Source organism: Pseudoalteromonas sp. BZB3 (genome assembly GCF_040104455.1).
GTDB lineage: Bacteria > Pseudomonadota > Gammaproteobacteria > Enterobacterales > Alteromonadaceae > Pseudoalteromonas.
Genome location: NZ_JBECOS010000011.1, coordinates 103,126 through 118,425 on the forward strand (window position 1 = coordinate 103,126; position 15,300 = coordinate 118,425).

Consider the following 15,300-nt stretch of genomic DNA (forward strand, 5'->3'; position numbering starts at 1 on the left):
CACTTTACGTTAACGTAAAGTGTCGATTGGTTTAATTTAAACCAATTGCATAAATCGCACAGATTATTCATAAAACAACATAGCGAACGAATAAATACTTTTGAGTAGTTATTTGCATGCAAATGGATAATGACAACAAGAGAAGGTAGGTTATGATTAACCCGAATAACATATCTCTAAATATCAGCCACGCGCTGGAATTTATTGATGGCCATGCACTGAATATCCCCACCTTAAAAATTCTCGGTGACAATGGTGAGATCCTTGATGGTGCAACCGCACCAGAGCTAGATAAAGAAACAGCATTAAAAATATATAGCACTATGCGCTTCATTCGTTTACTAGATGAACGTATGCAGGCTGCACAGCGTCAAGGTCGTGTTAGTTTTTACATGCAATGTCTTGGTGAAGAAGCCGCAGTGACAGCAAGTGCTGCAGCGCTTAAACATGATGACATGATTATGGCCCAATACCGCGAGCAAGCAGCGCTTGCTTATCGTGGTTTTAGCCTAGATAACTTTATGAATCAAATGTTTTCCAATGAACTTGATTTAGGTAAAGGTCGTCAGATGCCAATCCACTATGGCTCTAACGAACTTAATTATATGACGATTTCTTCACCGCTTGGTACGCAAATCCCGCAAGCGACAGGGTATGCGTATGGTCAAAAATTGAACCATATTGATGCTGCAACTGGTGAACTAGCTTCTGAAATCGATAATGTGACAATTTGTTATTTCGGTGAAGGGGCTGCATCTGAAGGTGACTTCCATGCCGGTTTAAACATGGCTGCTGTGCACAAAGCTCCGGTTGTTTTCTTCGCGCGTAATAATGGTTATGCGATTTCAACGCCAGCAGATGAACAATTTAAAGGCGATGGTATTGCTGCACGTGGTGTTGGTTATGGTATTAAGACTATTCGTGTTGATGGTACTGACACACTGGCGGTTTATGCCGCAACACAAGCTGCACGTAAAATCGCAGCAGAGCAGGGCGACCCTGTACTAATTGAATCTATTGCTTATCGCTTAGGTGCTCACTCAACATCAGATGATCCATCTGGCTACCGTAGTAAAGATGAAGAAGCTGAATTCAGAGCGGCTTGCCCAATCGAGCGATTCAAAAGCTGGCTATTAAAGCAAGGCTGGTTAAACGAAGCAGAAGACGAAGCGGCAAAAGATAAGATCCGTGAAGAAATACTTGCTGCATTAAAGGTTGCTGAAAAAGTACAAAAACCAGCACTAGAAGAGCTCGTTTCTGATGTATACGACACACCAATTCCAGCGCTTCAAAAACAATACGAAGAATTAAAAGAACATATCAAGCAACATCCAGAAGCGTACCCAGTGACTGCAGGGAGAATCAAATAATGGCTAAAATGAACATGCTACACGCCATTAACTCGGCGCTAGACATTACCATGGCAGAGCATCCGCAAGCGTGTATCTTCGGTGAAGATGTGGGTTACTTCGGCGGTGTGTTCCGTGCGACATCAGGCTTACAAGAAAAATACGGTAAGCACCGTGTATTCAATACACCTCTGACAGAGCAAGGTATTCTTGGTTTCGCAAACGGTTTAGCTGCTTTTGGCGCACCGGCACTGGCTGAAATTCAGTTCGCTGATTATATCTTCCCGGCATTCGATCAGATCGTGAACGAATCTGCAAAATTCCGTTACCGTAGTGGTAATGAGTTCAATGTTGGTAATCTAACAATTCGAACGCCTTACGGCGGTGGTATTGCGGGTGGTTTATACCATTCACAATCTCCAGAAGCTTACTTTGCGCATACGCCAGGTTTGAAGCTAGTTGTACCTCGTAACCCTTACCAAGCTAAAGGCTTATTGCGCGCATGTATTAAAGACGATAACCCGGTCATTTTCTTCGAACCTAAGCGTTTATATCGTGCTTCAGTTGGTGAAGTACCTGAAGAAGACTACGAAATTGAACTGGGTAAAGCTGAAGTCGTAAAAGAAGGCTCAGATGTGACGCTCCTCGCTTGGGGTGCGCAGATGGAAATCATCGAGCAGGCTGCTGAAAAAGCAGAAGAAGCAGGTATCAGCTGTGAGATCATTGACTTACGCAGTATTCTGCCTTGGGATGTTGAAACCATTGCTAAATCAGTCACCAAAACAGGTCGCTTGATTATTAGTCATGAAGCACCGATCACCAATGGTTTTGGTGCTGAGGTTGCTGCAACTATTCAGCAAGAATGTTTCTTACATTTAGAGTCGCCGATTTTAAGAGTGTGTGGCTTAGATACTCCTTACCCACTTGCACTTGAAAAAGAGTATGTACCAGATGCACTTAAAGTGTTCTCTGCGATTAAAAAGTCGGTTGAGTTTTAAGGATTAGACATGTCAAAAGAATTTATTTTACCAGATATTGGTGAAGGCATAGTAGAATGCGAAATTGTTGAATGGTTAGTATCAGTCGGTGATGAAGTAAAAGAAGATCAACCTATCTGTGACGTAATGACCGATAAAGCCTTGGTACAAATCCCTGCTGTACATGATGGTGTGATTACACAGTTACACTATGAAAAAGGCGAAATTGCCAAAGTACATGAGCCGCTTTTTGCAATGGATGTAGCAGGTGCTGCTCCTGCCGAAGTAGCTAATGACACTCAAACGTCATCAGACACTTCAGGTTCTCATTTAGAAGACTTTATTTTGCCAGACATTGGTGAAGGTATTGTTGAGTGTGAAATCGTTGAGTGGTTAGTTAGTGAAGGTGACACCATTGTAGAAGACCAAGCTGTGTGTGACGTAATGACAGACAAAGCCTTGGTACAGATCCCTGCTAAATACGATGGTGTAGTTGAAAAGCTCTACTATCAAAAGGGTGAAATTGCACAGGTTCACAGTCCGTTATTCCAAATGCGTTTAGCAGGTGGCAATGTTCAAACTTCTTCGGTAGCTGAGAGTAAGCCAGCTGCAAAAGCCAAAACACAAAATACTGCAGTGAAAACGCAATTACCAAAAAATGGTAAAGCAATCGCGTCTCCAGCTGTTCGTCGTTTAGCACGTGAGCAAGATATCGACATTAACTTGGTACCTGGCTCTGGCAAAAATGGCCGAGTGTATAAAGAAGATATTGCCAGGTTTGTAAGTGGTGAGACTGAGCATCATGCGGTTGTTGAAACTAAACCAGCTTTAACAAACAACAATGCGCCAGTTGTCCAGGCAGCTCAAGCTGTTACTTCAGGTGGCACACGTGTAGAGCCTATTCGAGGCATGAAAGCAGCAATGGCAAAACAAATGGTTTCGTCGGTCTCGACTATTCCACACTTCACATTCAGTGATGAAATCGATTTAACCGATCTTATTGCACTTCGTAAAGAGCTTAAAGAGCAGTATGCGAAAGAAGGTATTAAGCTGACAATGATGCCATTCTTTATCAAGGCACTCTCGCTTGCGATTAAAGAGTTCCCAATCGTTAACTCAAAAGTAAATGACGACTGTACTGAAATCACCTATTTTGATGATCACAATATCGGTATGGCCGTAGATTCGAAACTTGGTTTATTGGTGCCAAATATCAAAGGTTGTCAGAGTAAATCTATCGTTGATGTTGCGCAGGATGTTACGCGATTAACTGATGCAGCTCGAGAAGGGCGCGTTTCACCTGATGATTTAAAGGGCGGCACAATTTCGATTTCGAATATTGGTGCAATTGGTGGCACAACCGCTACACCAATTATCAATAAGCCGGAAGTTGCCATTGTTGCACTCGGTAAATTACAGCACCTCCCACGTTTTGATTCACAAGGTAATGTTGTATCTCGCGCAATTATGCAAGTAAGTTGGTCTGGCGACCACAGAGTTATTGACGGTGGCACAATTGCTCGATTCAATAACCTTTGGAAAGCTTACCTAGAAAACCCTGCGAAAATGATGATGGCGATGCGTTAAGTTATTTTCAAAATAAATTTGTAAAGCCCCGTCAAGTGCGGGGTTTTTTGTTAATGACCACTTCACGTTTTTATTCTAACCCTACCTTGTCGATATTTCTTTTTTGTACCTGTTAACCCTTAATTTATGAGCAAATGTATATTTTGTTACATATTCCAGTTAACAAAAGATCAAATAAAATATTGTATACAATATAAATTGTATGTATTGTGTTACGCGTCATTATGAAAAACGCAAAACTCACAGGAGTAGGACAACTCATGAAGTACAATAATAAAAAAGGTAACTATCTAAGAAAAAGCCTTGCAGCGACTGCAATCGCTGCAGCATTAAGTTGGCACGCGCCAACGTTAGCTGTAGACGGTAGCAGTATTGTTAAGGGTCATATCGAAGCAAGTACGGGCTCTGATATTATTGGTGCAACATTGACTTTCAAACACAAAACTAAAGGTTTGAAATATACAGTGACAACCAATGCTGAAGGTGAGTACTTGTTACGTAATGTACCTGTTGGTACTTACGACGTAACAATCGTCAAAGATGGTTATCAAAGTGTACTACAAGAAAATGTAAACGTTACCATTGGTCAATCTATGATCATTGATGCACAAATGTCGCAAGCTGGTCAAAATATTGAGCGCATCGCTGTAACAGGTGCTTCAATTCGTCGAGTTGATTTAAGTAACTCGACATCAGGTGTGACATTCAGTGATGAAGAATTAAACATGATGCCAGTGAATACGGGTTTCGAAAGCATTGCACTACTTGCACCGGGTACGTCTGCGCCTGGTGGTAGCAGTTTCAATGGTGCATCAAGCTTTGGTGGTGCGTCATCAGCTGAAAATGGATACTACTTCAATGGTTTAAATGTTGCTTCAATCAAAACTGGCCTAGGTTCAATTCGCTTACCTTGGGAAGCAATTTCTCAAACGCAAATCAAAACGGGTGGTGTAAGCCCTGAATTCGGTGGCGCTATGGGTGGTATCGTAAACGCGGTATCTAAATCGGGTGAAAATGATTTTGATTTTGGTGCTGAAGTACGTTGGGATCCTTCAAGCCTAGAGTCACACCATGACTCTATCTACCAGAGCAATGGCACTATTTCTACAAATAATCAACGCGATGAATACGACTTTAAAGAGTTTCAGGTATGGGCTTCAGGCGCATTAGTTGAAGATAAACTTTTTGCCTATGCATTATTTTCACCCCGTCGTTCAGACGGTGAAGGTGCAGGACAAACAACCTTCAGCTCAACATCAACAGAAGAAGACCGTTGGTTCACTAAGTTAGACTGGTTCATTAATGAAGATCATTCATTTGGTTTCTCAGCGATGAATAACAAACGTACTTGGGATACAACAAACTTTGTATATGATTGGCAAACGAATGTCATCGGCGATCAAAAAGGGGTTGCTGCACCAGGTGAAGATGGCGGTAAAGTTTTCAGTGTGAACTATAACGGTTACTTAACAGATACTATGTCAGTGTCTGCTGTCGTTGGTCAGGTTACTGAGAATGTTGAAAATGTGGTTGCATCGACAGATCCTGGCGTATGGGATTCTAGAAATGGCTGGACAACACTAAGTCAACACACAACCTCAACTGTATCTGAAGAGGAATATGTTCGTGAGCAAGCGCGTGTAGATTTTACGCTTGATTTAGATGAGCATGCATTGCAATTCGGTATCGACTATAACAAAGTAAAAGTTAAATTTAGCTCAGGTCAAAATGGTATCGGTGATGGTATGGGCTGGTGGGAAATCAAAAACGCAGGTGTTGATGATATCTCAGGTGCAGCAGAAGGTGAGTCTTTCATCGAAAGACGTGTAAGAACACGTGATGTAGATTCTGATTCAACTTCAATTGCGTTCTATATTAATGACACTTGGCAAGCAACTGACAACTTAGTGCTTAATTTAGGTCTACGTTATAGTGAATTCGAAAACACGGTAACAGATGGTCGTGCATACGTTGATATGAAAGACCAAATTTCGCCTCGTCTTCAAGCAATCTATGACTTACATGGTGATGGTACAGCTAAAGTGTTCGCAACATTTGGCCGTTATTACCAACCGGTTTCTGCAAACATGAATATCACGCAAGGCTCAGCGTCAGTTGAATGGTTCGAATATCATGAAATGGGCGACGTAAATGCAGATGGTACACCAGTACTGTTAGCAGATGGTTCACCAAGTCGTGGCGATATGTTACGTGACCGTCGCTGGCGTCAACGTGGTATTACTGAACCTGGCCTTATCGCTTCTTCAAGCTTGAAACCTATGTATTCTGATGAAATCACCATTGGTTATCAGCAGGAAATTTTTGACACTATGTCAGCGGGTGTACGTGTGGTTCACCGTGACCTAGGTCGCAGTGTAGAAGACACAGATGTAGGTCCTGTACTTGCTAAGAAATTAGCTGAAATGGGTATCATAGATAATGTGGGTCAAGGCTCATATTATGTGTTGAACAACCCAGGTGAAGCGATTGAAATGTCTTATGACTTTGATGGCGATGGTACAGTTGATGTAATTAACTTATCTGCAGAAGAGCTAGCTTTACCTGCAGCAGTACGTAAGTACACAGCGGTTGAGTTCACTTTAGATGGCAACGTGACGGATGATTTAAGAATTAATGCATCTTACACTTGGTCTAAAAACTACGGTAACACAGAAGGCCTAGTTAAAACTGATAATAACCAGGCAGATCCAGGTTGGACGACTTCATACGACTATGCTGACCTAATGGACCATGGCTACGGTAACTTACCAAATGACCACCGTCATGCCTTCAAATTTTCTGGCTCGTATAATATCACGGATAACCTAATTGCTGGTTTAGTTGCTCGTACTACTTCAGGTCGTCCGCAAAGTTATTTCTCAGTGCACCCTAAGAATGTCGATAGTTGTGCAGAAGGTAACCCTTGGGACGCATGTATCAGTCGTTACTATGATCATGCCTCACACTATGACGAAAATGGTAACCCAGCACCTCGTGGTAGCGTAGGCACACTACCATGGGTAACGAATGTTGACCTTTCAATGTCATATTTCACAGAGCTAATGGGTAATGAAGTATCACTGAAAGCCACTGTTTATAACTTATTAAATGCTGATAGTGCATTAAACATCAACGAAGAGCGTACTCGTTATGGTGATGATGGTATTGAGTTAAACCCAGACTACGGCATGGTGACTAGTCGTCAAGCGGCTCGCTATGTCTCACTGACTGCACGTATGGTTTTCTAATCTCCCTGAAAATACCCGTGCGCGCTGAGCGAAGTACCTACGCTCAGCATTCACCCAATGCCAAGCTTGCTTGGCATTTTTCGATCTAAGGAAGTTTCATGTCAGATTTTATTAAACAATTAGAAACACTAAACATTCAGTCTGGGACACAAATAAAGTGCATTGATATGCATACAGGTGGTGAACCGCTTAGAGTTATTAAAAGTGGCTTTGCGCCCATTAAAGGTAAGCGCATACTCGATAAACGGCTTGAATGTCTTGAACATCAAGATCAATTAAGAACAGCCATTATGGGAGAGCCAAGAGGTCACTCAGATATGTATGGTGCTTTAATCACTGAAAATGAAAGAGCAGACAGTGACTTTGGTGTGTTATTCCTTCACAACGAAGGATATAGCACTATGTGTGGTCATGCCATCATTGCATTGTCTACATTGGCTGAAAAAGCAGGCCATTTTAAAGAAAAAGACGATCTAAAAATTGATTCACCAGCAGGGCAGGTAACTGCATATTATAAAAATGGGCAGGCGTTTTTTGATAATGTCGCCAGTTTTGTAGTGAAACTCGATCATCAAATTAATCATCCTGCTATTGGGTCTTTTACAACTGATGTTGCTTTTGGTGGCGCCTATTATGCTTACGTAGATGCAGATAAGCTTGATATCTCGTTGTCAAAAGCAAATGCCTCTAAATTATCTGAGCTTGGTGAAGAGATTAAAGCTTTAGTTAACGCTTCTTTAGCGCTTTCACACCCAGAAGATGAAAGTTTGAGTTTTTTATATGGTGTGATTTTTTACTCGTCTACCCAAACTAGAGACAAAGAAAGCCATAGTAAACATGTGTGTATATTTGCTGATGGTGAGCTTGATAGAAGCCCAACAGGAACAGGGGTAAGTGCAAGAGCCGCAATACTTCATGCTAGAAAGCAAATAAACGTTGGTGACAAAATTACCATTGAAAGTATTGTTGATAGTAGCTTTGATGTACAAATTCAAAAAGAATCACAATTTCATGATTATAACGCTGTGATACCACGAGTATTTGGGACTGCATATATCACTGCATTTTCTAACTTCGTTTTAGAAGACTCAGATCCATTCAAATATGGTTTTTTCTTAAAATAACGCGCCGAATGACCCAGAACGAAAATTAAACTTGAATATATGGAAAATCGAATATATGATTTTCCATATATTGTTGAGGTTGACAGTTTTTCCTAAAAACTAGTAATCACATTTTCAAGAAAGTTGACCATAATCGATGTGTCTTCATTTAATTTCTGGGAGTAAACATGAGTATAAAAGTTGGAATAAATGGCTTTGGCCGTATGGGTCGCTTAACTATGCGTGCCTTATATGATACTGCTGGCATTGAGATCATTCAGATCAATGACCCCGCAGGCAATGCAGAAACATTGGCGCATCTAATGAATTTTGACTCGGTGCATGGTCGTTGGAGCCATGAAGTGGATTTTTTAGGCGATACCATGCAAATCAATGGTCACACTATTTCAGTTACTCAGAATAAAATGATTGAAGCGTCTGATTGGTCAAGCTGTGATTTAGTGATTGAAGCCTCAGGTAAAATGAAAACCAAAGCCAAACTTCAAGCTTATTTTGATCAAGGTGTAAAACAGGTAGTCGTGACTGCGCCAGTTAAAGAAGATGGTGTATTAAACGTAGTGTATGGCGTGAACCATGATTTATTTGATGTTGAGAAGCATAAAATTGTGACCGCAGCATCATGTACAACGAACTGTTTAGCGCCACCTATAAAAGTATTACAAGAAAAAATTGGTATTGTACATGGCTCAATGACAACAATTCACGATATCACCAATACTCAAACCATCCTTGATGCGCCACACAAAGACCTTCGTCGAGCAAGGGCATGTGGTATGAGTTTGATCCCAACCACAACGGGGTCTGCTACTGCAATTACACATATATTCCCTGAATTGAAAGGTAAACTAAACGGTCATGCTGTTCGTGTTCCATTGGCAAATGCATCAATCACAGATTGTGTATTTGAAGTAAGCCGTGCGACTACCGCTGAAGAAATCAATGAATGGATGAAAGAAGCGGCAGAAGGTGAACTAAAAGACATTCTAGGCTTTGAGACTCGTCCACTTGTGTCAATTGATTATAAAACAGATCCAAGAAGCAGTGTTGTTGATGCCCAATCAACCATGGTCATAAATGGTACGCAAGTAAAAATGTATCTGTGGTACGACAATGAATGGGGTTATGCAAATAGAACTGCAGATCTAGTTCGTTATGTTATTGAGCAAAAGTGGGGATAATCTAAATGTTGTCCAAACTCTCGGATGACATAAAACAATATTTACTCATCACCAGTAATTATTGGGCGTTCACATTGACAGATGGAGCGCTCAGAATGCTGGTGGTGTTGTATTTCCACCAGCTTGGCTACAGCGCACTTGAAGTCGCCATGTTGTTTTTGTTTTATGAATTCTTTGGTGTTGTTACGAATTTGGTGGGTGGCTGGCTAGGTGCGCGACTTGGATTGAATAAAACCATGAATCTGGGTTTATCTATACAAATCTTTGCTTTGGTCATGCTGGCTATTAACCCAGAGTGGTTGAGTGTCGCTTATGTCATGTGTGCACAGGCATTATCTGGCATTGCAAAAGATCTCAATAAAATGAGCGCCAAAAGTGCCATAAAAAAATTGGTCCCTGAAGACGCCGATGGTGTTTTGTATAAGTGGGTTGCAATCTTAACAGGCTCTAAAAATGCGCTAAAAGGTGTCGGTTTCTTTCTAGGTGGTTTGCTATTGACCTTGTTTGGGTTTCAAGGCGCATTATGGTTAATGGCAGGTATGCTGACACTTGTTTGGCTATTGAGTATATGGCGATTAAAAGCAGACTTAGGTAAAAAGAAAGCAAAACCTAAATTCACTGAAATGTTTTCAAAAAGCCCGCAAATCAATCGCCTTTCAGCTGCGAGACTATTTCTATTTGCAGCCAGAGATGTATGGTTTGTGGTTGCATTGCCGGTTTATTTTGTCAGTGAACTGGGCTGGCAAAGTAGCACTGTAGGCACTTTTATGGCTGTTTGGGTCATTTTATACGGCTTAGTACAGGCAAACGCCCCCAAAGTAACTGGTCGAAATATGGCGTTAACCCAAAGTAAGCAATCAGCTGCGTCGTGGGTAACAACTCTTGCGATAATTCCGGCAATGATAGTATTGGGTTTAGACTCAAACTTTTCACCAGAACTTATCCTTGTTGGTGGTTTGCTAATTTTTGGTGCTGTATTTGCCATCAACTCATCGTTACACAGCTATCTTATTGTGAGGTGTGCAGACAGTGACGGCGTATCAATGGATGTGGGCTTTTATTATATGGCCAACGCGGCAGGGCGCTTAACTGGTACTGTATTGTCTGGTGTTATGTATCAATATTATGGCTTAAGCGCCTGCTTATTGGTTTCGTCAGTTATGTTAGGCATTGCCATAGTACTAACTAAGCGACTTTAATCTCCTTTATAAAACCCAGAAACTTAAATTCTGGGTTTTACTTCCACTTTTTACCCATAATTATCAACTACAGTTAATGTAGGTTTGATAATGATTGGTGTCACGTTGAAACAGTTTAAATACATCTTTTTTGTTCTCTTACTATCCTTATTTTCAAATTTTAATGCTTTAGCAAAGCAATTAACTTTGTCTGTAGGAGAGTGGCCGCCCTATATAGGGAGCGATCTTCCGAATAATGGTGCCATTGGAGAGATAATCACAGAAGCATTTTCAGATATCGGGTATCAAGTTGCTTTTGAATTTTACCCGTGGGCGAGAGCGATGGAACAAGCGCAACTAGGAAGAGTTGATGGCACCGGCCTATGGCTTAAGACTGACTATAGAGAAAGTGAATTCTATTTTTCTGAGCCAGTATTAGAAGAAAAGCATGTATTTTTTTACAACAGAACAGATAAGCCGATATTAGATAGCTTTGAAGCATTAAAGTCATATAGTTATGTTGGCCTTGAAGATTTCAGTTATGGCATAGATCTAGATAACATTATTCGAGCGAAACAAATCAACATGCACAGAGTGTCTAATGATGTACAAGCATTTGGCATGTTATTAAAAAACAGAGTATCGATTTACCCTCAGGAGATGGCGGTGGGGTATTATCTGTTACGTCAGCATTTTTCAGAGCAAAACATGAATAAAATAGGTCATATTGAACAGCCGTTCATGCGCAAAAACAGCCACATTATCTTATCGAAAGCAGATAAGAATAACGCAGATATTCTGAAGATGTTTGATGAAGCTTTACTTAGAATGAAGCAATCAGGTCGTTATGATCAACTTTTAGCAAAAGTGATTAAATTTTAAACCTGAGCTGTGTTTAATACACAGCTCATAGAATGTTCTAAACTAAAGCAGTAATAGTTTTGATTTGATCTACAAGTTCAGAGTTCGTTAAATGACCAGTTTCTAAATCGAAATTATCATAGAAGCTTGGTACAGAAAGTGAGCCTTTTACATCCATCGCAAAAAACTGAGATGAACCAACTGCAGAAGCGAGTACGCTTTGCGCACCACCGGGACCTGGTGAAGTCGCTAACAAAATAACCGGTTTACCTTGGTAAACTTTCATATCAATACGTGATGCCCAATCAAAAATGTTCTTGTAAGCAGCAGTATAAGAGCCATTGTGCTCAGCAAAAGAAATAACAATGGCATCTGCTTCACCAATTTTTTTGAAAAAAGTTTGTGCTTGTTCTGGAATACCTGATTCATTTTCACGATCTGAGCTGTAGATTGGCATTTCAAAATCGTTTAAATCTAATAATTCAACGTCTGCGTTTTCAATTTGGTTTGCCGTGTACTGAGCCAAATGTTTGTTTATTGATTGGCGGCTGCTACTTGCTGCAAATGCTAATACTTTCATGATTTCTTCCTCATTAATTAAGTGATGAGTCTTCAATTCATTGCTCGACTCGATGAAACTTAGTCTATATTATCTTTATCTAGTTATTAATCCCTCGATTGGGTTTTCACTATTTCCATATGACTATGAATAAGCTGTTTGAAGGTATAGAAGTTTTTGTTGAAGTGGTTAAGCGCGGCAGTTTTGCAAGTGCCGCTCTGCAATTAGGTCATTCTAATTCTCATATTTCTAAGGAGATTAATAAATTAGAAGCACGGCTAGGTGTGAGATTGTTAAATAGAACCACTCGTTCTTTGGCACTAACACCTGAAGGTGAGGCTTATTATCAGCAATGCTTACAATTAATAAGTGACGCACAAGACGCCTTCAATCTTGTCACGCAGGGAGACGATACGCCAAAAGGTAATTTAAAATTGAGTTGCCCAATTGGACTATATCGCTCCCATATACAATCGATATTAGTGAAGTTTTTAAAGCTTTATCCAAATATAACGCTTGATTTAGATCTAAGTGATAAACGGGTCGATTTGGTTGCAGATGGTTTTGATTTAGTGATCCGAGCAACGCCTGCATTAGATGAATCTAGCCTCATTTGCAAAAAAATTTACGCCTGTCCAACTTATGTTGTCGCATCAAAATCTTACATCGAACAATACGGGCAACCTTATCATCCAAAAGAGCTAATTAATCACCACTGTATAGGTTACAGTAACCATAAGAACCCTGGTAAATGGACATTTATGCCAGTTGAAGGTGAGCAATTTACCGTCGATGTGAAACTTAAAGCACTTTGTAATAATGGAGAAGCTGAAACCGCACTGGTTGAGGCAGGTATAGGGGTCACTCGATTACCTGAGTTTTATCTATCGGGTGGTATTGCATCTGGGAACTTACAAATCCTTTTCGAAGAATATCAACAACCAACAGTGAATGTTTACGCGGTTTACCCAAGTAGAAAGCACCTGTCTTCTAAAGTCAGGCGCTTTATTGATATGTTAAGCAATGAGCTTCAGTAATGTTTTAGAAACTTGCTTAAGACTAAGGTTAGAAGTTAACGCCAACAAAAATTGCAAGGTTGCTTACATCATAGTCTAAGTTTACTTTTTCTGTAAATTGACCATCTTTTTCTGTTTTGTCCGATGCCATATTAGTAATAGAGTATTCTAAACCAAGATAGATGTTTTCAGACGCTAAGTATTTAAGCCCGAAACCATAGTAAAGGTCATTGCCATCTTCGCTATCTTCTTCAACAACACCAGGAAAATAACTATCTGTACTTTTTGCTTTTAAATCCCATGCAGCAATACCTACTCGGCCATTGATAAAAAATTTATCGTTGATTGGCCATTGAGCATTAACACCCAGTGTGGTTGATGAACTTTTGACTTTATCGTTAATGGTGTAATTAAATTCGTCAACATAGGTATGATCAGTTTCGCCGAATTGATTGTGACCAATTTCAACACTAAAGTTGTTAGTAAATTGATAGCCTAGTCTTACGCCAAAAGAGGTTGTATTTTGACTCGGTTGCTTATAATACTCTTTACCAGAATCATAAGGGCTTGAATATTCGAAACTTGATTCGAATTCTTGTTTTGCTTTACCAAGAAGAATGTCTGTGTAAATGTTATTATTTGCAAAAATTGATGGTGATAAAAAAAGAGCAGAAGTAAGAGCTATAACTGTTTTACGCATTATTGTCCTTTTTACGTTTAATTCTTATGTTAAAAGTTGGCCCTAATAAAGGTGCGGGGATTATAGTTAAAATTAATAAAATGTACACCGAAAATAATGAGACTAAAGCGAGCTTACCCTTTTTAATGCTTGCTTAGCACGAGTTGATTCTGGGTTGAGATCAGCATTTAGCTTTAAAAATGCTAGAGCAGCTTGTTGCTCGTTAGCATCAACCAGCTCATATGCAAATCTGATTAATTGACGCTCACTAAACCCTTCGTGTTGCGCTACCAATGTCTTATACCAAGCGATTGATGTAGAGTTTCCTTGCTCTATGATCATTCTATAGAGTTTTTGTGAAAGCCTTAATTCAGGCTCTTCATAGTCTTTGTCATAGATAATACTCAGCACCTTTTCGGTGATTGGTGTCATTGGCGCACCGCCCGTATTATCGAGCAATACAATTAAGATGTCGTCTTCTAACACACGACTGATATTGGCATTAAAGCCAGGGATCATACCGCCGTGGTGAACTCGAGTGAGTGCTTTACCAAATCGCTCTTCTGGGTAGTTATCAACCAACCAGCCTGCTGCGTAGTTCCTATGCTCAGAGACTTGATACAAAACTGTGGTTAACGGTTTTGATAATATTTTGTTTTCGGCTAAGCCTCGGTCCCAAAGGTACAAATCCATGGCCGTTGAATACATACTGCCAGCAGAAAAGGGTACTGACATATCTATAAAGCTGGGATGTTCTAAACGATTAAATAGTCGTTCATAACCAGTCACTCGATTGTTTAGAATAGAATGTTGTTGGTTAAACCCAGAATTATTCATATTAAGCGGTTTTAAAATCTGTTGTGTTAAAACTTCGCTATAAGATTTACCTGTTACTTGTTCGATGACTTTACCTAAAATGGTATAACCCGCATTGCTATACCTGAATTGGGTGCCAGGCTCGAAGTTTAAATCCTCGCTACAAAATTTTGAGATAAACTCGTCAAGTGTGTAAGGGTTTCTAGCTTCAACGACTTTGTAGCCATCAAGGTGAAAGAAGTTGCCAAGGCCCGATGTGTGATTTAGTAACTGTCTAATTGTAATTTTAGAGCCAGTATCTGCTCTGTAGCCTGGATAGTATTCGATTAACTTTTCATCCAGCTTTAGCTTTTTTTGCTCAACAAGTTGAAGTATCAACATGGCTGTAAATTGTTTAGTAATCGAAGCAATTTTGAACTTACCTTCGACAGTATGATTAATGTCCCATTCAAAGTTGGCTTTGCCATAACCTTTCTTAAAGAGCACTTTCCCTTTATGACTGATTAACGCGACACCATTAAATTGTTCTAATTGGTGATATCGAGTCAGTAGCTTGTCAATTTCTTTGCTCTTTATTTGATTAGCAACGCTAAAAAATGAAGTAAAAAATAGAAATAAAAAAAGTATCTTAGTACGCATCATGCTTTTCCCAAATTAAACATGCATTTAATTTAACGACATTCAAACTAATTGAAGAGTGAATTAAAGTGAGTTAGGGTGACGCACAG

At 40.0% G+C, this 15,300-nt stretch carries 12 protein-coding genes; 9 read left to right on the plus strand and 3 right to left on the minus strand.

Annotation, left to right across the window (positions count from 1 at the left end):
- Positions 1–152 precede the first annotated feature (152 nt).
- The 8 genes from ABMY35_RS12825 to ABMY35_RS12860 all read left to right on the plus strand — a co-directional run bounded on the left by ABMY35_RS12825 (position 153) and on the right by ABMY35_RS12860 (position 11,523).
- On the plus strand, positions 153–1,370 hold the full coding sequence (locus tag ABMY35_RS12825; protein WP_138478635.1) for a thiamine pyrophosphate-dependent dehydrogenase E1 component subunit alpha: 1,218 nt from the start codon (positions 153–155) through the stop codon (positions 1,368–1,370).
- Complete coding sequence (locus ABMY35_RS12830) at positions 1,370–2,347, plus strand: transketolase C-terminal domain-containing protein (RefSeq protein ID WP_058029906.1); 978 nt, start codon at positions 1,370–1,372, stop codon at positions 2,345–2,347. Before ABMY35_RS12825 ends, ABMY35_RS12830 begins: the two co-directional genes overlap by 1 nt.
- A gap of 9 nt (positions 2,348–2,356) precedes the next feature.
- The gene (locus ABMY35_RS12835; protein WP_349286546.1) at positions 2,357–3,913 is read left to right on the plus strand and encodes a dihydrolipoyllysine-residue acetyltransferase; all 1,557 of its coding nucleotides are present in this window, start codon (positions 2,357–2,359) and stop codon (positions 3,911–3,913) included.
- Positions 3,914–4,173: 260 nt separating this feature from the next.
- Positions 4,174–7,161, plus strand: coding sequence for a TonB-dependent receptor (locus ABMY35_RS12840; protein ID WP_349286547.1), 2,988 nt, complete (start codon positions 4,174–4,176; stop codon positions 7,159–7,161).
- A 98-nt stretch (positions 7,162–7,259) separates the two neighbouring features.
- Positions 7,260–8,285 carry a proline racemase family protein gene (locus ABMY35_RS12845; RefSeq protein WP_349286548.1) on the plus strand — a complete coding sequence of 342 codons (1,026 nt, stop codon included), beginning with the start codon at positions 7,260–7,262 and terminating at the stop codon, positions 8,283–8,285.
- Between the two features lie 167 nt (positions 8,286–8,452).
- On the plus strand, positions 8,453–9,463 hold the full coding sequence (locus ABMY35_RS12850) for an ArsJ-associated glyceraldehyde-3-phosphate dehydrogenase (protein ID WP_349286549.1): 1,011 nt from the start codon (positions 8,453–8,455) through the stop codon (positions 9,461–9,463).
- A 5-nt stretch (positions 9,464–9,468) separates the two neighbouring features.
- The gene (arsJ, locus tag ABMY35_RS12855; protein WP_349286550.1) at positions 9,469–10,662 is read left to right on the plus strand and encodes an organoarsenical effux MFS transporter ArsJ; all 1,194 of its coding nucleotides are present in this window, start codon (positions 9,469–9,471) and stop codon (positions 10,660–10,662) included.
- Between the two features lie 186 nt (positions 10,663–10,848).
- Entirely contained in the window at positions 10,849–11,523 is a 675-nt protein-coding gene (locus tag ABMY35_RS12860; RefSeq protein ID WP_349286551.1) for a transporter substrate-binding domain-containing protein, read from the plus strand.
- Between the two features lie 37 nt (positions 11,524–11,560).
- On the opposite strand, the gene ABMY35_RS12865 is transcribed toward ABMY35_RS12860, so the two are convergent.
- The gene (locus ABMY35_RS12865; RefSeq protein ID WP_349286552.1) at positions 11,561–12,082 is read right to left on the minus strand and encodes an NAD(P)H-dependent oxidoreductase; all 522 of its coding nucleotides are present in this window, start codon (positions 12,080–12,082) and stop codon (positions 11,561–11,563) included.
- Between the two features lie 125 nt (positions 12,083–12,207).
- On the opposite strand from ABMY35_RS12865, the gene ABMY35_RS12870 reads away from it, so the two are divergent.
- On the plus strand, positions 12,208–13,098 hold the full coding sequence (locus tag ABMY35_RS12870; RefSeq protein ID WP_349286553.1) for a LysR family transcriptional regulator: 891 nt from the start codon (positions 12,208–12,210) through the stop codon (positions 13,096–13,098).
- A 28-nt stretch (positions 13,099–13,126) separates the two neighbouring features.
- Here the strand turns inward: ABMY35_RS12870 and ABMY35_RS12875 are convergent, their stop codons facing one another.
- Positions 13,127–13,777, minus strand: a complete 651-nt coding sequence (locus ABMY35_RS12875) for a porin family protein (RefSeq protein WP_349286554.1) — start codon at positions 13,775–13,777, stop codon at positions 13,127–13,129.
- Between the two features lie 102 nt (positions 13,778–13,879).
- On the minus strand, positions 13,880–15,214 hold the full coding sequence (locus ABMY35_RS12880) for a serine hydrolase domain-containing protein (protein WP_349286555.1): 1,335 nt from the start codon (positions 15,212–15,214) through the stop codon (positions 13,880–13,882).
- Between the last annotated feature and the right edge of the window lie 86 nt (positions 15,215–15,300).

Coding starts and splice junctions, on each gene's coding strand:
- ABMY35_RS12875 (WP_349286554.1), bottom strand. CDS start 13,777: ATGCGTAAAACAGTTATAGCTCTTACTTCTGCTCTTTTTTTATCACCA.
- arsJ (WP_349286550.1), top strand. CDS start 9,469: ATGTTGTCCAAACTCTCGGATGACATAAAACAATATTTACTCATCACC.
- ABMY35_RS12870 (WP_349286553.1), top strand. CDS start 12,208: ATGAATAAGCTGTTTGAAGGTATAGAAGTTTTTGTTGAAGTGGTTAAG.
- ABMY35_RS12835 (WP_349286546.1), top strand. CDS start 2,357: ATGTCAAAAGAATTTATTTTACCAGATATTGGTGAAGGCATAGTAGAA.
- ABMY35_RS12825 (WP_138478635.1), top strand. CDS start 153: ATGATTAACCCGAATAACATATCTCTAAATATCAGCCACGCGCTGGAA.
- ABMY35_RS12865 (WP_349286552.1), bottom strand. CDS start 12,082: ATGAAAGTATTAGCATTTGCAGCAAGTAGCAGCCGCCAATCAATAAAC.
- ABMY35_RS12880 (WP_349286555.1), bottom strand. CDS start 15,214: ATGATGCGTACTAAGATACTTTTTTTATTTCTATTTTTTACTTCATTT.
- ABMY35_RS12830 (WP_058029906.1), top strand. CDS start 1,370: ATGGCTAAAATGAACATGCTACACGCCATTAACTCGGCGCTAGACATT.
- ABMY35_RS12850 (WP_349286549.1), top strand. CDS start 8,453: ATGAGTATAAAAGTTGGAATAAATGGCTTTGGCCGTATGGGTCGCTTA.
- ABMY35_RS12840 (WP_349286547.1), top strand. CDS start 4,174: ATGAAGTACAATAATAAAAAAGGTAACTATCTAAGAAAAAGCCTTGCA.
- ABMY35_RS12845 (WP_349286548.1), top strand. CDS start 7,260: ATGTCAGATTTTATTAAACAATTAGAAACACTAAACATTCAGTCTGGG.